Annotated in this window: 16 protein-coding genes; 11 read left to right on the top strand and 5 right to left on the bottom strand. The window is 71.9% G+C overall.

Annotated features, from left to right (window positions below; all coding sequences use genetic code 11):
- The first annotated feature begins 320 nt into the window (after nt 1-320).
- Nucleotides 321-1,181, top strand: a complete 861-nt coding sequence (locus ACBJ59_RS52645; RefSeq protein WP_375117527.1) for a TIGR03619 family F420-dependent LLM class oxidoreductase — start codon at nt 321-323, stop codon at nt 1,179-1,181.
- A gap of 104 nt (nt 1,182-1,285) precedes the next feature.
- On the opposite strand, the gene ACBJ59_RS52640 is transcribed toward ACBJ59_RS52645, so the two are convergent.
- Nucleotides 1,286-4,378, bottom strand: a complete 3,093-nt coding sequence (locus ACBJ59_RS52640; RefSeq protein WP_375117526.1) for a BTAD domain-containing putative transcriptional regulator — start codon at nt 4,376-4,378, stop codon at nt 1,286-1,288.
- 272 nt (nt 4,379-4,650) lie between these two features.
- On the opposite strand from ACBJ59_RS52640, the gene ACBJ59_RS52635 reads away from it, so the two are divergent.
- Both ACBJ59_RS52635 and ACBJ59_RS52630 read left to right on the top strand, forming a co-directional pair.
- Nucleotides 4,651-5,688: a LacI family DNA-binding transcriptional regulator gene (locus tag ACBJ59_RS52635; RefSeq protein ID WP_375117525.1), complete on the top strand. Its 1,038-nt coding sequence runs from the start codon at nt 4,651-4,653 to the stop codon at nt 5,686-5,688.
- A gap of 175 nt (nt 5,689-5,863) precedes the next feature.
- Nucleotides 5,864-8,080 carry a cellulose binding domain-containing protein gene (locus ACBJ59_RS52630; protein ID WP_375117524.1) on the top strand — a complete coding sequence of 739 codons (2,217 nt, stop codon included), beginning with the start codon at nt 5,864-5,866 and terminating at the stop codon, nt 8,078-8,080.
- Nucleotides 8,081-8,181: 101 nt separating this feature from the next.
- Here the strand turns inward: ACBJ59_RS52630 and ACBJ59_RS52625 are convergent, their stop codons facing one another.
- Nucleotides 8,182-9,378 (bottom strand): MFS transporter, encoded by a 1,197-nt coding sequence (locus ACBJ59_RS52625; RefSeq protein WP_375117523.1) that lies wholly within the window; start codon nt 9,376-9,378, stop codon nt 8,182-8,184.
- 162 nt (nt 9,379-9,540) lie between these two features.
- Here ACBJ59_RS52625 and ACBJ59_RS52620 point away from each other — a divergent pair, with 162 nt between their 5' ends.
- On the top strand, nt 9,541-10,296 hold the full coding sequence (locus ACBJ59_RS52620) for a ZIP family metal transporter (protein WP_375117522.1): 756 nt from the start codon (nt 9,541-9,543) through the stop codon (nt 10,294-10,296).
- Here the strand turns inward: ACBJ59_RS52620 and ACBJ59_RS52615 are convergent.
- Nucleotides 10,244-10,909 (bottom strand): dihydrofolate reductase family protein, encoded by a 666-nt coding sequence (locus tag ACBJ59_RS52615; protein WP_375117521.1) that lies wholly within the window; start codon nt 10,907-10,909, stop codon nt 10,244-10,246. The genes ACBJ59_RS52620 and ACBJ59_RS52615 overlap by 53 nt on opposite strands.
- A gap of 218 nt (nt 10,910-11,127) precedes the next feature.
- Here ACBJ59_RS52615 and ACBJ59_RS52610 point away from each other — a divergent pair, with 218 nt between their 5' ends.
- From ACBJ59_RS52610 to ACBJ59_RS52595, 4 genes are read left to right on the top strand one after another with little or no spacing between them, the layout of a single operon-like run.
- Entirely contained in the window at nt 11,128-11,652 is a 525-nt protein-coding gene (locus ACBJ59_RS52610) for an RNA polymerase sigma factor (RefSeq protein WP_375117520.1), read from the top strand.
- Nucleotides 11,649-12,134 carry a hypothetical protein gene (locus ACBJ59_RS52605; RefSeq protein ID WP_375117519.1) on the top strand — a complete coding sequence of 162 codons (486 nt, stop codon included), beginning with the start codon at nt 11,649-11,651 and terminating at the stop codon, nt 12,132-12,134. Before ACBJ59_RS52610 ends, ACBJ59_RS52605 begins: the two co-directional genes overlap by 4 nt.
- Nucleotides 12,131-12,826: an ABC transporter ATP-binding protein gene (locus ACBJ59_RS52600; RefSeq protein WP_375117518.1), complete on the top strand. Its 696-nt coding sequence runs from the start codon at nt 12,131-12,133 to the stop codon at nt 12,824-12,826. The genes ACBJ59_RS52605 and ACBJ59_RS52600 overlap by 4 nt, the downstream gene beginning before the upstream one ends.
- Nucleotides 12,823-13,473 carry an ABC transporter permease subunit gene (locus tag ACBJ59_RS52595; protein ID WP_375117517.1) on the top strand — a complete coding sequence of 217 codons (651 nt, stop codon included), beginning with the start codon at nt 12,823-12,825 and terminating at the stop codon, nt 13,471-13,473. The genes ACBJ59_RS52600 and ACBJ59_RS52595 overlap by 4 nt, the downstream gene beginning before the upstream one ends.
- A 45-nt stretch (nt 13,474-13,518) precedes the next feature.
- Here the strand turns inward: ACBJ59_RS52595 and ACBJ59_RS52590 are convergent, their stop codons facing one another.
- Nucleotides 13,519-14,376 (bottom strand): helix-turn-helix transcriptional regulator, encoded by an 858-nt coding sequence (locus ACBJ59_RS52590; RefSeq protein ID WP_375117516.1) that lies wholly within the window; start codon nt 14,374-14,376, stop codon nt 13,519-13,521.
- 88 nt (nt 14,377-14,464) lie between these two features.
- On the opposite strand from ACBJ59_RS52590, the gene ACBJ59_RS52585 reads away from it, so the two are divergent.
- The 3 genes from ACBJ59_RS52585 to ACBJ59_RS52575 are packed head-to-tail and all read left to right on the top strand — an operon-like array spanning nt 14,465 to nt 18,059.
- Entirely contained in the window at nt 14,465-15,238 is a 774-nt protein-coding gene (locus ACBJ59_RS52585) for an SDR family NAD(P)-dependent oxidoreductase (protein WP_375117515.1), read from the top strand.
- A gap of 43 nt (nt 15,239-15,281) precedes the next feature.
- Complete coding sequence (locus tag ACBJ59_RS52580) at nt 15,282-17,486, top strand: MMPL family transporter (protein WP_375117514.1); 2,205 nt, start codon at nt 15,282-15,284, stop codon at nt 17,484-17,486.
- Between the two features lie 57 nt (nt 17,487-17,543).
- Nucleotides 17,544-18,059 carry a nuclear transport factor 2 family protein gene (locus ACBJ59_RS52575; RefSeq protein ID WP_375117513.1) on the top strand — a complete coding sequence of 172 codons (516 nt, stop codon included), beginning with the start codon at nt 17,544-17,546 and terminating at the stop codon, nt 18,057-18,059.
- A gap of 503 nt (nt 18,060-18,562) precedes the next feature.
- On the opposite strand, the gene ACBJ59_RS52570 is transcribed toward ACBJ59_RS52575, so the two are convergent.
- Nucleotides 18,563-18,988, bottom strand: a complete 426-nt coding sequence (locus tag ACBJ59_RS52570) for a hypothetical protein (protein WP_364118357.1) — start codon at nt 18,986-18,988, stop codon at nt 18,563-18,565.
- Nucleotides 18,989-19,647: the final 659 nt, after the last annotated feature.

Genomic DNA, 19,647 nt, shown 5'->3' with positions numbered 1-19,647 from the left:
CCTCGGCCATCCCGTCGCGCAGGAGGTACAGGTCTTCGGCTACGACGATTCGCATGGCACCGCCATCCGCACCAGGGTCGGACCGCCCGCGGGGGCTGGTGATCTCCACGGTGCGGTCGAAGGCCGCGAGCCGGCGCGCAGCTCCTCAAGCCCGCCGCCGGCTCGCACGCCGGCGCCCCGCTCGCCCGTCACTACCCCTTGACGCCGGCGTCGGGGCGGAGACATCGAGGGGTCGAAGGCCGTGACGGGCGGTCGGCGTTTGCCTTGACGCCGATGTCAGGGATGTAGCGTGACGCGAACTCTGATCTCCGAGGATGACGATGAAATTTGCCATCAGCTACTCGACAGCCGACGGGCTCGACCCCGACCGGTTCGTGGCCTATGCCCGGCATGCTGAGGACTGCGGCTTCGACGGGCTGTACCTGCCCGAGCACGTCGTGCTGTATCCCGGCGCCACGCTCGGCCCCTTCGAGTTTCCGCCGTCCCTGCCCTATCCCGATCCGCTCGACTGCCTGGCCTTCGCCGCGGCCGCCACCCGGCGCATCCTGCTCGGCACGGCCGTGCTGCTGCTGCCGTACCACCACCCCGTGGTCCTGGCCAAGCGCCTGGCGACCATCGACGTGCTGTCCAAGGGGCGGATGCGGCTGCTCACCGTGGGGCTGGGCACGCTGCCCGGCGAGGCCAGGGCGATGGGGGTCGACTTCAGCAGCCGCGGACGCCGCACCGACGAGGCCATCGACGTGCTCCGGCTGCTGTGGGAAGGCGATGAGAAGGGCGTCGGCTTCGACGGCGAGTTCTTCGGCTTCGACGACGTGACCAGCTACCCGAAGCCGTACGCGGCCACGCGCCTGCCGATCCACATCGGCGGGTCGAGCCGGGCGGCCGCACGACGCGCCGGGCGGCGCGGCGACGGCTATTTCCCGGGTGGCGCGCTCACCCCGGAGGAACGCGCGAGCCAATGGGAGCTGGCCCGAGCCGCCGCCGCGGAGGCGGGCCGTGACCCCGGCCGGCTGGAGTACACCCGGTGGGGGTCGATCGACATGTCCGCCGAACGGGCCGAGCGGTTCGCCGCGCAGGGCGTGACCCGCATCGTGGTCAGCCCCACGTCGGCGGAACCGGAACACCAGCGTGACGAGATGTCGGCGTTCGCCGAACGGTTCGCTCTGCCCGGCGCCGGCTGACCCGGGTGGATCAGGGGGCGGTGGCGGGGACGGCGTCGAGGGTCAGGTCGGTGACGCGGCCGGGGTGAGCGAGCATCACCAGCGCGAGGACCGCACGTCGACGCTCACCCAGCGAGGGTGGTCTCGGCCAGCTCGCGCCAATCCCGCTGCTGACCGGCACGGGTCGCCTCGGTGAACCCGGTTTCGCCGAGGCGGCTCCGCGCGTCCGCGGCGATCCTGGAAGCGTCCGGATGCGAACGATCCGGCATGCCGCGCACGCCGTCGCTCGCCGCGAGCAAACGTACGGCCTGCTCGTACTGTCCTTGGCGCACCGCGAGATCCGCGATCCCGATCAACACCTCGGCGATCAGCGGCGGGTACGTCGTCGCCGTGGCCGCGCTCAACGCCTCGCTCCGATGAACGCCGGCCTTCTCGAGGTCCTCGCTGAGGTAGCCGTTCAGGTCGTGGAACTTGGCGCGGAAGAACTGCCACTGTTCCTCGTCGCCCATCAGCGCCTCCACCGTGGCCAGCTGCCGGTGTGCCTCGTCCGGCTCGCCGCGCCAGTGCGCCAGCTGCGCCTTCGAGAACGCCAGGTCGGTGAGCACCTCCGGCCAGGCGATCCAGCCCGCGCACCGCTGCGCTTCGGCCATGGCGGCGGTGCTGGAGCGCTCATCGCCGAGCAGCCAGTACAGCTGGGCCTGCCGCGACCGCACGCTGACCACGTCCTCGGTCGCGCCCACCTCGGTCAGCGCCGTAGCCGCCTCCTCGTAGTGCTCGCACGCGCGTGCGAACTCGCCGCGCATGGCGACCCGATCGGCCAGGAAGGTCAGCGCCGTCGAGATCCCCCACCGGTCACCCAGCGTGCGGAACTCGGTGAGTGCGGTCTCGATGTCGACGTCCACGTCGGTCTCGTCGGCGCCGAGCGTGAGCCGCAACCGGCCACGGGTGAGCCTGGCCTGCGCCCGCACCCAGGGATCGTCGTCGTCGATGAGCGGCTCGAACGCGGGCAGGAACTCCGCCGGCCCCTGCAGCATCCGCTCCAGCGGCCGGACGAACACGAGCATCTGGTGGCGATAACCGCTGCGCTCGATGAGCCGGTGCGCCTCGTGGATCCACTCTCGCGCCTGGTACTGATCGCGGCCGGGTCCGGAGGTCACGAACACGGCCGCGACGCCGTACGCCATCGCCCGCACCTCATCGGCCACCTCACCGGGCAGCGAGGTCGCCGCGATGCTCAGCTCGGTGCCCTCGGCCCGGTGCCCGCTGAGGAAGTAGTACCAGCCCACGGCCCCGACCAGCCGCATCGCCTCCTGGGCCCATCCCTCGGCGATCGCCCCGCGCAGGGCCGCGTTGATGTTGTCGTGCTCGGCCTCGAGCGTGGCCAGCCAGGTCAGCTGCTCGGCCGTACGCAGGTGCGGATCGGCCGTCTCGGCCAGCTCGGTGAAGTACGCGAGATGCGCCCGGCGCACCGGCTCGGTCTCGCCGGCTTCGTCGAGCCGGTGGGCCGCGTACTCCCTGATGGTGTTGAGCATCCGGTAGCGCGGCATGCCCTCCTCGTCGGCGAGCAGCAGCGACTTCTCGATCAACGCGGTCAGCACGTCGAGCACCTGCTCCCCGCCGAACGCCGCGTCCCCGCACACCCGTTCGGCCGCTTCGAGGCTCGCACCGCCGGAGAACACCGAGAACCGCCGCAGCACGCCACGTTCGGCCTCGGTCAGCAGATCCCAGCTCCAGTCCACGACGGCGCGCAGCGTCTTGTGCCGGGGTAGCGCCGTACGGCTGCCGCCGGTCAGCAGGCGGAACCGGTCGTCGAGCCGATGGGCCAGCTGATCGACGGACATCGTACGCAGCCGTGCCGCGGCCAGCTCGATCGCCAGCGGCATCCCGTCGAGCGCCCGGCAGATCCGCGCCATGGTCGCCAAGGTGTCGGCGTCGGAGCCGATGTCCTTGCGCACCAGATCCGCGCGGTCCCGCAGCAGCCGCACCGCGGGCGAGGACCCGGCCTCGGCGGGGTCCGCTCCCGTCGCGGGCAGCGCGAGCGGCTCGACCTGCCACAGCACCTCCCCGGTGATCCCGAGGGGTTCCCTGCTCGTGGCCAGGATCCGCAGCCGCTGGCATTCCCCCAGAAGCCGATCCACGAACGCCGCGGCCTCGTCGATCACGTGCTCGCAGTTGTCCAGGATCAGCAGGATGGTGCGCTCCCGGAGCGCGGCGATGAGCCGGTCGATCGGTTCCCCGCCCCGCGCGCCACCGAGCACCGCCTGGTCACGCAGGCCGATCGTGGTAAGGGCGGCCTGCGCCAGCTCGCCGCCGGCCCGTACCGAGGCCAGCTCGACCAGCCACGCCCCGTCCGGCAGCTCGGCGAGCATCGTCCGCGCGGTCTCCGTGGCCAGCCTCGTCTTGCCGGAGCCGCCCGCTCCCGTCAAGGTGACCAGCCGGTGCTTGATGGCCAGGCCGGCGACCGTGGAGACGTCGTCGTCCTTGCCGACGAAGCTCGTCAGCCCGGCGCGCAGGTTCGTCCGGCGGTTCTCCGCCCGCTCGCCCAGCTCGCCGCGCAGCAACGCGGTGTGCAGCGCGGACAGCTCGGCCGATGGATCGGCGCCCAGCTCCTCGGCGAGCCGCTCGCGCGTCCGCTGGTACACGGTCAGCGCCTCGTTGCCGCGCCCCGCCTCGGCGAGCGCGCGCATCAAGGCCGCCACGAAGCCCTCTCGCAGCGGATATGTGGCAACCAGCTCGGTCAGCTCGGAGATCAGCTCCGAGCCACGGCCGAGGCGGATGTCGGCGTCCACCCGATCCCCGAGCGCGGCGACGTAGAGGTCGTTCAGGCGCGCGACCACGGCGTCGAACGCCTCGCTGTCCTGCAGGGCGATGTCCGCCATGGCCGCGCCGCGCCACAAGGCCAGGGCCGAGTGCAGCAGCTCCGCCCGCTCCGCGGGGTCGGCGGCACGGGCCTGACCGACCAGGCGTTCGAACCGGCTCACGTCCACGGCGTCAGGAGCCACGGCCAGCCGGTACCCGCCGGAATCCGCCTCGATCACACCGTCGGGCAGCACCCTGCGCAGCCTGGACACCAGGGCCTGGAGGGCGTTCACCTCGTCCGCGGGCGGGCGTTCCCCCCAGATCCAGTCCACCAGCCGGGCACGTGTGACGATCCGGCCGGGGTCGAGGGCGAGGGCGGCCAGCAGCGCGCGCAGCCGAATCCCAGGCACCTCCAGCATGGCTCCGTCGCGGTTCCGGACTTCGAACGGACCAAGCAAATCGACTCGCACGCGAGCAATTGTGCCGAACTGTGGCGTCAACGACTAATCGGCACGGTCTCCGTCTCCGCTGCCTCGGCCGGCTGGTGCTCCCGGGCGGTCTGCCGCGCCGTGGACTCGACGCGTCCGGCGCGGCACTCAGCTCGCGGGGCGACCTCGGCGGCTCGCAGCGGCTCACAGCGGCCCGATCTCACCAGGGGCGCGATCGGTTGCGGGCCGGATATGGTGCTGCGGTGAATGGGGACGCTTCGATCGGGCCGCGCCGTCCCGGTATGCGCCAGGTCGCGCGAGAGGCCGGGGTCTCGCCGACGACAGTCAGCAACGTCCTCAACAGTCCCGAGCTGGTCGCCGAGGAGACGCGCCGGCGCGTGCACGCGGCGATGGAGCGTTTGGGGTATCTGCCGGACAACGCCGCCCGGCGGTTACGCGGGATGCCCAGCCCGCTGGTCGGCGCGGTGACGCTGGACATCGCCGGCCCGTTCTTCACCGAGGTGTGCCGGGGGGTGGAGGACCGGCTGCTCCAGGACGGTTGCATGCTCATGACCTGCAGCACCGATCTGCAGCCGGGGCGGGAGCGGCACTATCTCCAGGAGCTGGAGAAGCAGCGCGTACGCGGCGTGCTCGTCACCCCGGTCGAGGCCGCCCTGGACCCGCTGGTCGCCCTGGCCGGGCGCGGCGTCCCGGTGGTGCTGCTGGACCACCGGTCCGACGGCCGGCTGTGCTCGGTGTCGATGGACAACCAGTGGGGTGGTGAGCAGGTCGCGGCGCATCTGCTCGGGCTGGGGCATCGGCGGATCGCCCTGCTCGGCGCCGCCATCGAGGTGCAGCAGACCGCCGAGCGCCACGCCGGGGTGCGCAAGGCGTTCCTGAAGGCCGGCCTGGACCCCGACGAGGGGGTGCTGGACGTCCGGGTGCCGTCGCCCGACATCACGGTGACCGCCGCGGCGGCCCTGGAGGACGTGCTGGGGGCGGCCGATCCGCCCACCGCGATCCTCTGCCTGAACGACACGGCGGCGCTCGGGGTGATCGGCGGGCTGCGGGAGCGGGGGATCTCGGTGCCTGGGGAGATGTCGGTGGTGGGGTACGACGACGTGGCGTTCGCCGCGCAGCTGGCCCCGCCGCTGACCACCGTGTGGCAGCCGAAACGCGAGCTGGGCCGGGTCGCGGCCGAGCTGCTCCTCGACGAGAGCCGGCCGGGTCACCGCCATCAGAAGCTGGTCTACCGGCCGCGGCTGGTCGTCCGCGAGTCCACCGCGGCACCCTGCCGCTGACCGGGCTCGGCTCCGAAAGTTTCAGAGCCGTGGTGCCCGCTTCCCGCCGCTGACCTGAAAGGTAACAATCCACGGCCAGATCGTCATTGGTGTGTCGTTGACACTCTGAGCAGCACATTTCTACCGTGTGGGCGCTCGGCATCTCGTCGATACCCGTACGTCGATTGGACGATCAATGAAACGTTTATCCCGTCCAACGCTGCTCCTCACGGCGCTCGGCAGCACCGTGTGCCTGGTGCTCGCGGGCGCCGTCGGCCTGCAGTCGCCCGCCGCGGCGGCGGTGGCCTGCGAGGTCGACTACACCGTCGCCACCGAGTGGCCCGGCGGCTTCACCGGCAACGTGACCATCAGGAACGTGGGGGAGGCGGTCAACGGCTGGCACCTGGACTGGTCGTTCACCGCCGGGCAGCAGATCACCCAGGCGTGGAACGCCACGGCCACGCAGAGCGGCCCCGCCGTCAGGGCGGAGGACGCGGGCCACAACGCCGCGATCCCGCAGGGCGGCACCGCGACGTTCGGCTTCAACGCCTCCTGGAACGGCTCCGCCAACCCGGCGCCCGCCTCCTTCGCGCTCAACGGCGTCACCTGCTCCGGCGACTCCGGCGAGCCGACCCCCACGGTCACGCCGACGGTCACCCCGACCTCCGTCCCCGACAACGCCAAGCAGGCCGAAGACCTGAACCGCGGCCTGATCAGCGTCCGCTCCGGCAGCGGCAACCTGGTCTCCTGGCGCCTGCTCGGCACCGAGCCACGGGAGACGTCCTTCACCCTCTACCGGGGCGGCACGCGCATCGCGACCGTCACCGACTCCACCAACTACCTGGACTCCGGAGCGGCGCCGGACGCCTCCTACACGGTCCGCCCGGTCAGCGGCGGCACCGAGGGCCCCGCCTCGGAGACCTCGCTGCGCTTCGGCGGCGGCTACCTCGACGTGCCCATCTCCCCGCCCAGCGGAGGCCACCACGCCAACGACGCGAGCGCCGGCGACCTGGACGGCGACGGCGCCCTGGACCTGGTGCTGAAGTGGGAGGCCGACAACTCCAAGGACAACTCCCAGTCCGGCACCACCGACGTGGTGTACATCGACGGCATCAAGCTGGACGGCACCCGCCTGTGGCGGGTCAACCTGGGCCGCAACATCCGCGCCGGCGCCCACTACACCCAGTTCCAGGTCTACGACTACGACGGCGACGGCAAGGCCGAGGTCGCGATGAAGACCGCCGACGGCACCATCGACGGCCGCGGCACCGCGATCGGGAACGCGAGCGCCGACCACCGCAACTCCGGCGGCTACATCCTGACCGGCCCGGAATACCTGACCATGTTCAACGGCCAGACCGGCGCCGCGATGTCCACGGTGAGCTACGACCCGCCCCGCGGCAACGTCTCCTCCTGGGGCGACAGCTACGGCAACAGGGTGGACCGCTTCCTGGCCGGCACCGCCTACCTGGACGGGCAGCGGCCCAGCCTGATCATGGCCCGCGGCTACTACACCCGCGCCGTGATCGCCGCCTGGGACTTCCGCGACGGCCGGCTGGTCAAGCGCTGGACGTTCGACAGCAACGCATCGGGCAACGGCTCCTACGCCGGCCAGGGCAACCACAGCCTCACCGTCGGCGACGTGGACGCCGACGGCCGCGACGAGATCCTGTACGGCGCCGCCGCCGTCGACGACGACGGCGGCCGCCTGTGGAACGTCGGCTGGGGCCACGGCGACGCCGCCCACCTGGGCGACCTCAACCCGGGCCGCGCGGGCCAGGAGTACGTGAAGATCTCCGAGTCGGCCAACCGGCCCGGCCTGTACATGGTCGACGCCCGCACCGGCCAGGTGCTGTGGCAGACCGGCACCGGCTCGGGCTCCGACGGCGAGGGCCCGGCCCGCGGCGTGTCCGCCGACATCCACGCCGGCAGCCCCGGCGCCGAGTCCTGGGCCGCCGGCGCGGGTCAGAACGGCCTGCGCAACACCTCCGGCACGGTCGTCGGCCGCCAGCCCTCCTCGGCCAACTTCCTGTCCTGGTGGGACGGCGACCCCGTACGGGAGCTGCTGGACCAGACCCGGATCGACAAGTACGGCACGAGCGGCGAGACCCGCCTGCTCACCGCCTCCGGCGTGCACAGCAACAACGGCACCAAGGCCACCCCGTCCCTGTCGGGCGACCTCCTGGGCGACTGGCGCGAGGAGGTCGTCTGGCCCACCACCGACAACCGCGCCCTGCGCATCTACGCCACCCCCCACGCGACCACCACCAAGATCCACACCCTGCTGCACGACCCGCAGTACCGCGTGGCCCTGGCCTGGCAGAACACCGCCTACAACCAGCCGCCGCACCCGAGCTTCTTCATCGGCAACGGCATGGGCACGCCACCCCGGCCCAACGTCTACGTGCGCTGACGCGCATCGAGCCGCCCGCGTCGCGGCGGCCGGGCGCCGTGGCCCGCCCGGCCGCCCCGCCCGGCCGCCCCGCCCGGCCTCCGCCGCGTGCCCGCCTGCGCCTACGCACGCTGACCGGCGGCCTGGACGCGGCTCCGGGTGTCGACGGCGGAGGCCAGGAAGGCGGCGGAGGCGACGAAGGTGAGCACGACGAGCATGGCCGGGCGCAGGCCCCAGTGGTCGCCGAGGAAGCCGAGGCCGGGCGGGCCGACGAGGAAGGCGACGTAGCCGATCGTGGCCACCAGGCTGACCCGGGCGGTCTCGTCCGGTCCGGTCTCTCCCGCGGCCGACAGCGCGACGGGGAAGCCCAGCGACGCGCCGAGCCCCCAGAACAGCACGGCCGCCCCGGCCAGCACGGCGTTGTCCGAGAAGATCACCAGGAGCAGGCCGAGCGCCCCCGACACGGCGCTGGCGCGTACGACGAGGGTGCGGCCGAAGCGGTCGAGGAAGAACGTCCCGCCGAAGCGGCCCAGGGTCATGGCGGCGGCGAAGCCGGTGTAGACGAGGGAACCGGACGCGGTGGTCAGGCCGTGACCGTCCACCATGAGCAGCGGCAGCCAGTCGTTGGCGGCCCCCTCGGCCAGGGCCATCGCCAGGACGATCGCGCCGATCAGGAGGAGCCTGGTGTCCTTCCAGACCTTCGGCCTCGAGTGGCCGGTGCCCGGCCCGGCCGGGCCGGGAGCGAGGGCGCCGGTGCCCGCAGGGACGAAGCGGACGGCGTACAGGAAGATCCCGGCGGAGATCAGGGTGATCGCGGCCAGATGCCAGTGCACCGGCAGGCCGGCGGTGGTGGCCGCGATGCCGGTGCCGGCGCCCACCACGGTGCCCAGGCTGAAGCAGCCGTGCAAGGTGGGCAGCGTCGTCCTGCCGGTGATCCGCTCGACGTCGGTGGCATCGACGTTGACGGCGACGTCACCGGCTCCCATGCCCGCGCCGAACGCGCACAGACCCGCCATGACCAGCGGCACGGACGACACGAGAGCGCCGGCGCTGATGACGGCCAGGCTCGCCACGACCAGCGCGGTGCCGCCGCCGATGACGGGTCTGGTCCCGTACCGCGAGGTGAGACGTCCGGAGCAGAGAATGCCGATCATGGAGCCGAGCGACAGGCCGAACAGGATCCACCCCATCTGGCCGGTGGAGGCCTCCAGGCGGTCGCGGATGTCGGGGGTGCGGGTCACCCACGACGACATCGCGATGCCCGGAAGGAAGAAGAACAGGAACAGTGCCTGCCGGCGACGGCGCGTGGCGAGGTCCATGCGGAGGGTCTCCGTAAAGGTGCAAATGGTCGGCAGATCTGGGCATCGACCCTCACGGAGCGATACAGGCGTACAGATGAATGTTAATAGGGATATAGGTGACGCCAGGAGGCGAGAGATCACCCGGTTTGAAGTGGGTGGCGCGAGGGCAACCGCTTGATCATGCCGGAATGGTTGCAGGCGGGTGGGTGGGGGCTGCTGGCCGGGTTCGCGCTGGTACTCGGCGCGCTGGCCGGGTACGCGGTGCGGATGCCGCAGCGGCTGATCGCGTCGGTGATGGCGTTCGGTGCCGGCGTGCTGCTGTCCGCCGTGTCCTTCGAGCTGATCGACGAGGCGCACCAACGGGCGGGACTGGTGCCTACGGTGGCCGGGGCCGTGTCCGGCGCGGTCCTCTACACCGTCTGCAACCTCCTGCTGGCCCGCCATGGAGCCAGGCATCGCAAGCGCTCCGGTGTTCGGCAGCCGTCGGAGCGGGAGCAGGAGGGGTCCGGCTCGGCGATCGCGCTGGGCGCGGTGCTGGACGGCGTGCCGGAGTCGCTGGTGATCGGGGCGAGCCTGCTCGGCGGTGGCGTGGTGAGCACGGTGACGGTGGCGGCGGTGTTCATCAGCAACGTGCCCGAGGGCCTTTCCAGCGCGGCCGGCATGCGCGGAGCCGGGCGGTCCAAGGCGTACGTGTTCGGGCTGTGGAGCGGGATCGCCGTGATCAGCGGTCTGTCGTCGCTGGCGGGGTACGCACTCCTCGGGCAGGCGCCGGCGGCCGTGCTGGCGGGCATCATCGCGCTGGCCGGCGGCGCGATCCTCGCCATGATCGCCGACACCATGATTCCCGAGGCGTTCGAGGACGCGCACCAGATGACCGGCCTCATCACGCTGGCCGGGTTCCTGCTCGCGTTCGCGGTGTCGAAGGCCGGTGGTTGAAACCACCTGCGACGCGATCGGCGTCACGGTGGACGTGGTAGCGCAGATGGGTGACGCGGTCGCCCTGGACGATCTCCGGGTTGCCGAGGAGCGCGGGCGGGCCGTCGTACCCGCCGAAGAACCGGATGCCCTTGCCGAACACCACCGGGACCAGGTCGACCTGCAGTTCGTCCACCAGGCCGGCGGTCAGGGCCTGACCCAGCAGGTCACCGCCGGTCAGAGACACGTCCTTGTCCCCGGCGGCGGCCTCGGCCCGGGCGATCGCGCCGGCCAGGCCGTCGGTGACGAACGTGAACGGCGCGTCGGGGTAGGGCCAGTTCGTCGGCGGTTCGTGCGTCACCACGAAGACGGCGTCGCCGGCGGCGGGGCGGCCGTTCCAGCCGTTGGTGAGGTCGAACAGGCGACGGCCGATCACCGCCGCCCCGATCCGCGACCAGGTGGCCTCCAGGTAGGCGGCGCTGGCGGCCGAGACGTGGAAGACCCGCTCCGGGTCGCCGCCGTTGAAGGGGACGTCCCCGTTGCCGTACCAGTCGAAGAGCGGACCTACCCGGTCCGACTCGTCGGCGATGAATCCGTCCAACGAGACCGTCGCGCTCGCGATGACCTTGCCCATGGCCGGTGGCTCCCTTCCGGATACCCGACTTTCCCGGGACGTCGGAGCCGTCGCCCAGGATCGGACAGCGACCGGCACAGCGGCACCTCTTTCTGCCACAGGGACCGGTCCGGACGCCGCGAGGCGGCGGACGCCAGGACCGGCCCGCACGATGATGTGGGTGCCCGTGAACCCGAGTGGCCTCTCGCCCGACTGTGCAGGGTGACGGAAGGGATGAGATGACCGATGAGCTGCTGGTGGTCCGTGCCCAGCTGGGTGAGCGGGCCGCCTGGGCGGAGCTGGTCGCCCGATGGCGGGTGCCGGTGTGGACTTATGTGCGGCGGATGCTGGATGCCGAGCGGGCCGACGACGTGACCCAGGAGATCTGGTTGTCCGTGGTCCGCGGCCTGCCCCGGCTGCGGGAGCCCGGCCGGTTCGCGCCCTGGCTGTTCACGATCGCCCGCCGCTCGGTGACCGACCGCCTGCGCGGCGAGTACGCCCGGGCCGACGAGCACGTGGCGGCCGGCGAGCTGCCGACCGAGGACCCTGTCGAGGCCATGGTGGATCGCGCCGAGCTCATCGCCGCCCTGGCCGGGCTCCCGGTTCTGGAGCGGGAGATTCTCGTCCTGTTCTACCTGGAGGACCTGTCGGTGGGGGAGTGCGCGCAGATCTGCCTCGTCCCGGTCGGCACGGTCAAGTCCAGGCTCAATCGGGCTCGCCGGATGCTGCGGGAGCACCTGGAGGAAAGGGGATACCGGGCATGATCGAGGAGGAGCCGCGCCTGTCGGCGCAGGAGATGATCGAACGGCTCGAGCCGTCGCTGTCACCGTGGCGGCGGGTGCGCGCCGTGGCGGCGCTGCTGGCCGGGCTGGCCGGTGTGGTGTTCGTGGCCGCGCTGTGGTGGAGCGAGCCGGGTCCGCTGCCGGGCCGTACCCATCTGGCGTTCGCGCTGTTCACCGTGTTCTGCCTGGCCTGGGCCGGCTACGGCGGCTGGCTGCTGACGCGCAGGGTGGTGCTGTTCGCCACCGACCGGGTGATCGCCGCCTGGATCGCGCTGATCGCGTCGCTGGTCACGACCGTGGGTGTGGCGGGCATCGCCGTGCAGCGCGGCACCGGCCTGGGTGTCGCGCTGGCGGTGGGGGGCGGGTTCGTCGCGGCGTCGCTGGTGCTGGTCGTGCGGGCGCACGCGCGCCGGGCCGAGCTGCTGCGCCGCAGGCGCGAGCTGGGCGGCGGGGAGCAGGCGTGAACGCGCTGGAGGCCGACGGGCTGGGCAAACGGTACGGCAAGCGCTGGGCGCTCCGGGAGGCGACCTTCGAGCTGCCCGCCGGGGCCCGGTGCGCGCTGGTGGGGCCGAACGGGGCGGGCAAGACCACGCTGCTGAACCTGGTGACCGGGCTGCTGGCGCCCACCACCGGGCGGGTGCGCGTCTTCGGCAGGCCGCTGGAGGTGTCCAGGGTGGCCTTCGTGGCGCAGGACAAGCCGCTCTACCGGCGGTGGAGCGTGGCGGATCTGCTGCGTTTCGGCGCCGCGACCAACCCCCGCTGGGACCGGCACGCCGCCACCTCGTTCCTGCTCGCCCACGACATCCCCGTCCAGCAGCGGGCAGACCGCCTGTCCGGTGGGCAACGCACCCTGGTGGCCCTCGCCCTGGCGGTCGGCAAGCGGGCCGACCTGCTGGTGCTGGACGAGCCGCTGGCCGAGCTGGATCCGCTGGCCCGCGTCCGGGCGATGGACGCGGTGCGGGAGCTGGAGATCACCGTCCTGCTGTCGTCGCACATCCTGGCCGACCTGGCCGGGGTGTGCGATCACCTGATCCTGCTCGGTGCCGGCCAGGTCCGGCTGTGCGGCGGCTTCACCGATCTGCTGGCCGCCCACCCGGCCACCACCATGGAGGACCTCGTCCTGGATCACCTGCGCAACCCCGAGCCGGCCCGATGACCGGGCCTGTCGCGGGGCCGCTGTGGGCGGCCTGGCGCGGGCAGCGCGCCCAGGCCGCCGCCGTCGCCGGCGTGGTGCTGATGTACGGCGCGACCGTTGCCGTGGAGCGCTTGGAGCCCGACCTGTCCGGGCTCACCCAGCAGCTGGCCGGCTTCCTGCCCGGGGCGATCTGCCTGGTGTGGGGCGCACCGCTGATCGCCCGCGAGATCGAGACGGGCACGCACAGGCTCGCCTGGACCCAGAGCCTGACGCGCGGTCGCTGGCTGGCCGCGATCCTGGCCACCGCGGCCACCGGCGCTCTGGCCGCGGCGGCGGTGCTCGCCGCGCTGCTGGCCTGGGCACTGCCCTCCGCCGGGGGCGATCCGATGGCCTGGCCGTACTACGAGAGCCACGGCCCGGTGCCGTTCGCCCGTGTGCTGTTCGCCCTGACGCTCGGCGTGGCGCTCGGCGCCGTGACCAGGCACACCCGTGTCGCCATGCCGCTGTCCGTCCTGCTGGCCGGCATCAGCCAGCTCGCCGGCCGGGGGTTGCGTGGCCACCTTGAGCTGCCCTATTGGCCCGCACAGTGGATCGAAACGGCCTCCTACCTCGTCCTCACACTGATCCTGACCGGGGTCGCCTACCTGGCGATCCGACGCCGCGCCTGAAGCGAAGGGACCTGAGCTCGGCGTGGTCATGTTGTCGTGACCAGGTCAGCCGGGCACGTTCATGCGCTGGGTGCCGATCACCGAGAGCAGCCGCAGCGCCTCCTCGGCCGGGGAGCCCGGGTCGGCCGTGTAGATCACCACGTGCTGGTCCCGGTCGGAGACGTCCAACCCGTTGCAGTTGAGGGTGATCGGGCCCACCAGCGGGTGGTGCAGGGTCTTGCGCAGGCTCGGCCCGGGGGAGACGTCGTGCGAGGCCCACAGCCGGGCGAACTCCGCGCTGCCGGCCCGGAGCTCGGCCACCAGCTCGGCCACCTCGGCGGCGTCGGGGTAGCGGGCGGCGGCGGCGCGCAGCCGCCGGGCCGCGTCGTGGGCGAACGCGACCCGGTCGGCCTCCGCCAGGACGGGCAGGCGGGAGCTGTCCGGGGGCGGCCCGAGGAAGGCGTGCCGGATCAGGTTGCGGTCGCGCCGGGGCAGCGCGGAGAAGTCCGTCATCAGGGCGGCCGCCAGGTCGTTCCAGGCGATCACCTCGAACGTCGCGGACAGCACGAACGCGGCGGCCTGCGGCAGCCGGTCCAGCAGGTCCAGGATGCCGCGGTGCACCTCGCGGCACGGGCCGGGCGGCGGGGCCGGCGGAGCGCCGGCCAGGTGGTGCAGGTGGTCGCGCTCGGCGTCCGACAGGCGCAGCGCCCGGGTCAGCCCGGCCAGCACCTCGCGGGACGGGCGCGCGGCACGGGCCTGTTCGAGGCGCGTGTAGTACTCCGTCGAGATGTACGCGAGCTGGGCCACCTCCTCGCGGCGCAGCCCGGGGGTACGGCGCCGCCGCCCGGCCGGGAGACCCACGTCGGCGGCGTCGATCCGCTCCCGCCTGCTGCGCAGGAAGGCAGCCAGTTCCTGTCTGTCCACGCTTCCACTATGCGTGGCCCGCGCCGCGCCCAGCCAGGTACAGCCGGGGCCTGGCTGGGCTCCGTACCCCGGGACCAGGCTCGACGCCATGACTCACGACACGAACACGGGCCTGCTGGCCGGCAAGGTCGCCTTCGTCACCGGTGCCGGGCGCGGCATCGGCGCCGCCGCGGCGCGGCTGTTCGCCCGGGAGGGCGCCACGGTCCTGCTCACCGCCCGGAGCGAGGACCAGCTCAAGGCGGTGACCGAGGAGATCCGGGCGGCGGGCGGCACCGCCGGCCACGTCGTGTGCGACCTGGCCGACGCGGGTGGCGTGCGCGCCGCGGTGAGCCGGGCCGTGGACCTGTACGGCCGGCTCGACGTCGCCTTCAACAACGGCGCGACGGCGGTGCCGCCGGCACCGATGGACCGCATGCCGGAGGCCGACTTCGACCTGATGTACACCGTGAACCTCAAGGGACAGTGGGTCGCCATGTCCGCCGAGGTGAGCGCCATCCGCGCCACCGCCGGGACCGGGGCGATCGTCAACACCTCCACCGTCGGCAGCTGGGGGCCGAACCCCTTGCTGCCCGCCTACGGCGCCATGAAGCGGGCGCTCAACAGCCTCACCGAGTCGGCCGCCGCCACCTACGGCCCGGAGGGCATCCGGGTCAACGGGATCGCCCCCGGCACCACGCTGACCGACATGGTCCACGCCTGGGAGGCCGCCTCGCCCGGGATCGTCGAGCAGCTCAACGCGCGGACCGCGCTGCGGCGCGCGGCCGAGCCCGAGGAGGTCGCCGAGGCTGCCGCCTGGCTGCTCAGCGATCGCTCCTCCTACGTGACCGGGGCAGTGCTGCGGGTGGACGGCGGCCTGGGTTGAGCAGGGCGAACGGCCGGTTCGGGACTGCTCGGGAGGCATCGTCATGTTCTCGTGGCTAGGGCATTTCACCTACGTGCGCAGGCGCGCGTCACTGATCGCGGCCACCCTGTTCGTAGTGCTCGCCGGCGTCTGGGGCAGCGGGGTCTTCAGCGCCCTGGACACCGGCGGGCTGGAGTCTCCTCAGGCGGAGTCGTACCGGGCCGACGAGCTCCTGGAGCGCCACTTCGGGCACCGGCCGGCCCGGGCGGACGCGGTGGCGATCTACAGCGACCCCACCGGCAGGCAGTCGGTGGACGACCCGGCCTTCGAGGAGGCGGTGACGGCGGCGCTCAGCGGCCTGCCGGAGTCCGAGGTCGTCTCCTGGACCAGCTACTGGAGCCCGGGGCTCACCGAGGAACAGCGCGCCGGGTACGTCTCGAAGGACGGCCGCGCCACGCTGGCGACGATCATCCTGCGCGGCGCCGACGACCAGGAGCGCCTTGAGTCGTACGGCGAGATCGAGCAGCAGGTACGCGCCGCGGGCCTGGAGACCCACATCGCCGGCGGCTCCACCAGCGTGTTCCACCTCCAGCGGCTCGCCACCGAGAACCTGGCCACCGCCAACATGATCTCGCTGCCGATCCTGCTGATCGTGCTACTGGTCGTCTTCCGGGGCGTGGTGGCCGCCGCCATCCCTCTCGCCCTGGGGATCGTGGCCATCCTCGGCTCGCTGGTGGTGCTGCGCGGCCTGACGTACGTCACGGACATCTCGATCTTCGCGATGGAGATCTCCACACTGCTCGGTCTCGGCCTGGCCATCGACTACGGGCTCTTCATGGTCAGCCGGTTCCGCGAGGAACTCGCGGGCCGGGGCGGCGACGTACGGCAGTCGCTGGTGGTGACGATGAACACGGCCGGGCACACGGTCGCGTTCTCCGGCCTGACCGTCGTCATCGGGCTGTGCGGGCTGATGTTCTTCCCGCAGCCGATCTCCCGTTCGTTCGGCTTCGGCGGCATCGCGGTCGTCCTGTTCGACCTCCTCGCCGCGCTCGTGGTGCTGCCCGCCGTGCTGGCGGTGCTCGGCCCCCGGATCAACGCCCTGCGCCTGCCGTGGTCACGCCGCCGGCCCGGTGCCGTCACCCGGGAGGACCGGGCGTGGAACCGGCTGGCCACGTCGGTCACCCGCAGGCCGCTGCCCTGGCTGGCCGGGGGTCTGCTGGCGCTGCTGGTCGCCGCCGCCCCGCTGCTCTCGCTGCAGCAGGGCCTCACCAACCACCGCTACCTGCCCGCCGACAACGAGGGCCAGATCGTCCCCGCGATGCTGCAGGAGGGCTTCCCCCAGAACGGCCCGGCCGGCACGAGGATGGACATCGCCGTCGCCGGCCCCGTCGAGCGGGCCGCCCTCGACCGCTACCTGCGGTCCGTCGAGGGCCTCGAGGGCGCGGGCGCGGCCGGCGTCCATCTCGCGGACGCCGAGCTGACCTGGGCGACCGTCACCTACCAGGGCGAGGTCGACGACGCGGAGAACCTGGAGCTGGTACGGGACATCAGGGCACTCGAACCCCCGGCCGGCGCCACCGAGGTCCTCGTCGGCGGCCCCGGCGGACCGGCGGTCAGCCTCGACAACAGCGACGCGACGATGGGGGCGCTGCCGTGGGCGCTGGCCTTCATCGGCCTGTCGACCCTGGTGCTGCTCTTCCTCGCGTTCCGGTCCGTGCTCGTACCGATCAAGGCCGTCGCCGTCGCCTTCCTGTCGCTGGCGGCCTCCTGCGGCATCATCGTCTGGGGATTCCAGGAGGGCGGCCTGGCCGGCCTGATGGACTTCCCCGTGGTGGGCACCACCGACGTGTGGGCACTGGGGCTCATCGTCACGATCGCCTTCGGCCTGGTGACCGACTACGAGATGTTCCTGGTGAGCCGGGTCCACGAGGAGTACCTCGCGACCGGCGACAACCGGCGTGCGATCGTCGTGGGCCTGCGCGGCACCGGCTCCCTCATCACCCGGGCCGGGCTGCTCATGGTCATCGTCCTGGCCACGATGGGCTTCACCGCGACCTCGCTGTTCCTGATCACCATCGGGGTCGGGCTCACGCTCTCCGTGGTGATCGACGCCACCCTGGTCCGCTCGATCGTCGTGCCCGCCGCGATGCAGCTGCTCGGCGGGGCGAACTGGTGGCCGTCCCGGCCCCGGCGGCCGGGCGACCGCGCGGAGGTCCCCGACGAGCTGCGGCCTGCCCCGCGGACCGAGGCCACGAGCGGTCGGGCCTGACCACGGGGCGGTGGCCCTGCCACCCATCCAGCGATCAACCAATCGAAGGGCAGCTACATGCGTAAACACACGTTCCTCGCCACCATCACGGGCGCCCTGGCGCTGACGATCGTGACGACGACCGGCCTCACCCCCTCGGCTTCCGCCGCTGCGGGACCGGAGCGGCGGACCGTGGAGCAGACCCACGCGCTCCTCGCCGCGTTCGAACGCCAGGACCTGAACGCGATCAGCGCGAGGATCGATGAGGACGCCACGTTCACGATCCCGCTGTCGCTCTCCGGCGCACCGGAACCTGCGGGCCATTTCACCGGCAAGGACCAGATTCTCGGTTACGTCGACAACGTGCTCAGGAACTTTCGGCGGATCCGGTTCACCGATATGCGGATCAGCGTGACCGCGCACGGAAAGACGTCTTTCGTGCAGGCCAACGGCGACTTCACCACGGCCGACGACCGTTCGTACCGCAACGTGTACGTATACCGCTTCGACTGGAGGAACGGCCGGATGGTGCACGCCGAGGAATACGCCAACCCCGTCACCCTCTGCAAAACCTTCGCAGACCTGGACTGCTGAGAGAGCCCGGGCCGCGAAGCTGTACCGCTCGGTTGAGCCGCCGGTTTCGCAAGTCCGACACCACCCTGCCCCTTCACCTCACGGGCCGTACTGGTTAGAGGCAGCGGTTTCCTTCTGTCGCGGGTGTTGCCCGCGCCGCTCGCGAACGGGACACGGCCGGTCATCACCGCGAAGTGAGCAGCATGAGGCCGACCGCGTTCTTGCCCAGTCGCACCCGCATTTCGCAGGTGAAGGCGGTGGTGCCGTTGTGGTGGTAGTTGTTGTGCGTCGGTTCATCTTGCCGATGATGTAGTACCTGCTGACCGCGGCGATCCCCGAGGCCTGGACGAGCTGGTCGTGCTTGGCACGTTCCTTTGACGTGGCAAGCAGCATGGGTGGCACGCCTTCGCCGCCGTTCCGCCGTCCCGACGGAACGGCGGAACGGCGGCGTTCTGAGCGGGGTGGAGCCTGGCCTACAGGGCCCGTGAACGGGGTGTCGGCGCTACCGCCGGATCACAAGAGGTTCAGCCGCAGTGCACGTTGTTGAGCTTGACGCTCGTCCACGAAGGTGAGATTCCCTCGACGTCAATACACTGGCCAGGCGCCGAGACGTACACCGGGCCGGCGTAGTACTGGTAATTGTCGGCGTCGGTGTCTTTCCCGCTGCCGTCGCCTCTCGAGATCGTGACGCCCTTCCAGCTCGTGGTGTTGGCGTAAGGGCCGTCACCGTAGGTCAGGGCGCAGTTCTTGCCGGTGCTGGAGCTGTAGTACACCTCCAGAATGCCCGTACGGTACCCGTACTTCTCGATGCCGATGCTGTAGACGCCGACCCGGGTGTAGCTGCTGCCGCAGGGTCCGGCCGCGCCGGCCGGGGTGGCGCCTGCTACCAGCGTGGTGGTGGAGGCCAGGGTCGCGCCGGCCAGGAGGGCCGCCAGCTTGCGTATGCGCACGAAGATCCTTTCGCTTGCCAGTGCTGTGATCATGAGTACCACTGGCTCACAGCCGCCACACACGACTGGTGATCAATGTGATGGTTCACACAGATTCGGCAGGCGGAGGGTGCCTCGGGCGGACCGTCGCCCGCGTCCTCACCGACGTCCGCCGTACGGGACTCGGTCGGCGACGGCTTCTTCGACGCGGGCCTGTGTCGCGGGACCCGAAGGTTCGGCCAGGTACATCGTGACGGGAACAGCGTCCAGTGCGCCGGTGCCGAACGGCGCCGCGTCCGGCCAGGTCCGCGCCGGCCGGGACGGCGAAGGCCCGATCGCCCTCCACGGTCAGCTCACGCGACGTGTCGGGCTCGATCCCCGCCCCGCCCGCCGTGGCGGCGACGGTGAGTCCCGCGACCTGCAGGGGCCCGATGCCCAAGCGAGTGGGTAGCCGCACCGTCGGCGCGTCCCCGCCGGGCCCACTCCCCGGCGGATCAGCGCTCCGGCCCAGGCGACTCTGCTGCCGGTCATCGAGATCAACCGGAGGCCGACCTAACCTCAGCTATTCAGCCGGGGCGGTAGCTGTGCTCTAGAACATGAGAAAAGGTGCCCCTGAACTGCAAGGATTCGGGTGTCGAAGCCATATCCGCTGCAGAAGCAGGTGCACCTTTCTGGTGAGT

Source organism: Nonomuraea sp. MTCD27 (assembly GCF_041950495.1).
In the GTDB taxonomy this organism is placed as follows: Bacteria; Actinomycetota; Actinomycetes; order Streptosporangiales; family Streptosporangiaceae; genus Nonomuraea.
This window is presented reverse-complemented; position numbering and strand designations above follow the sequence as displayed.

Bases quoted from the DNA above. Each gene is read 5' to 3' on its own strand.
- ACBJ59_RS52645 (WP_375117527.1), top strand. From the start codon at position 321: ATGAAATTTGCCATCAGCTACTCGACAGCCGACGGGCTCGACCCCGAC.
- ACBJ59_RS52640 (WP_375117526.1), bottom strand. From the start codon at position 4,378: ATGCTGGAGGTGCCTGGGATTCGGCTGCGCGCGCTGCTGGCCGCCCTC.
- ACBJ59_RS52630 (WP_375117524.1), top strand. From the start codon at position 5,864: ATGAAACGTTTATCCCGTCCAACGCTGCTCCTCACGGCGCTCGGCAGC.
- ACBJ59_RS52625 (WP_375117523.1), bottom strand. From the start codon at position 9,378: ATGGACCTCGCCACGCGCCGTCGCCGGCAGGCACTGTTCCTGTTCTTC.
- ACBJ59_RS52620 (WP_375117522.1), top strand. From the start codon at position 9,541: ATGCCGGAATGGTTGCAGGCGGGTGGGTGGGGGCTGCTGGCCGGGTTC.
- ACBJ59_RS52615 (WP_375117521.1), bottom strand. From the start codon at position 10,909: ATGGGCAAGGTCATCGCGAGCGCGACGGTCTCGTTGGACGGATTCATC.
- ACBJ59_RS52610 (WP_375117520.1), top strand. From the start codon at position 11,128: ATGACCGATGAGCTGCTGGTGGTCCGTGCCCAGCTGGGTGAGCGGGCC.
- ACBJ59_RS52605 (WP_375117519.1), top strand. From the start codon at position 11,649: ATGATCGAGGAGGAGCCGCGCCTGTCGGCGCAGGAGATGATCGAACGG.
- ACBJ59_RS52595 (WP_375117517.1), top strand. From the start codon at position 12,823: ATGACCGGGCCTGTCGCGGGGCCGCTGTGGGCGGCCTGGCGCGGGCAG.
- ACBJ59_RS52585 (WP_375117515.1), top strand. From the start codon at position 14,465: ATGACTCACGACACGAACACGGGCCTGCTGGCCGGCAAGGTCGCCTTC.
- ACBJ59_RS52580 (WP_375117514.1), top strand. From the start codon at position 15,282: ATGTTCTCGTGGCTAGGGCATTTCACCTACGTGCGCAGGCGCGCGTCA.
- ACBJ59_RS52575 (WP_375117513.1), top strand. From the start codon at position 17,544: ATGCGTAAACACACGTTCCTCGCCACCATCACGGGCGCCCTGGCGCTG.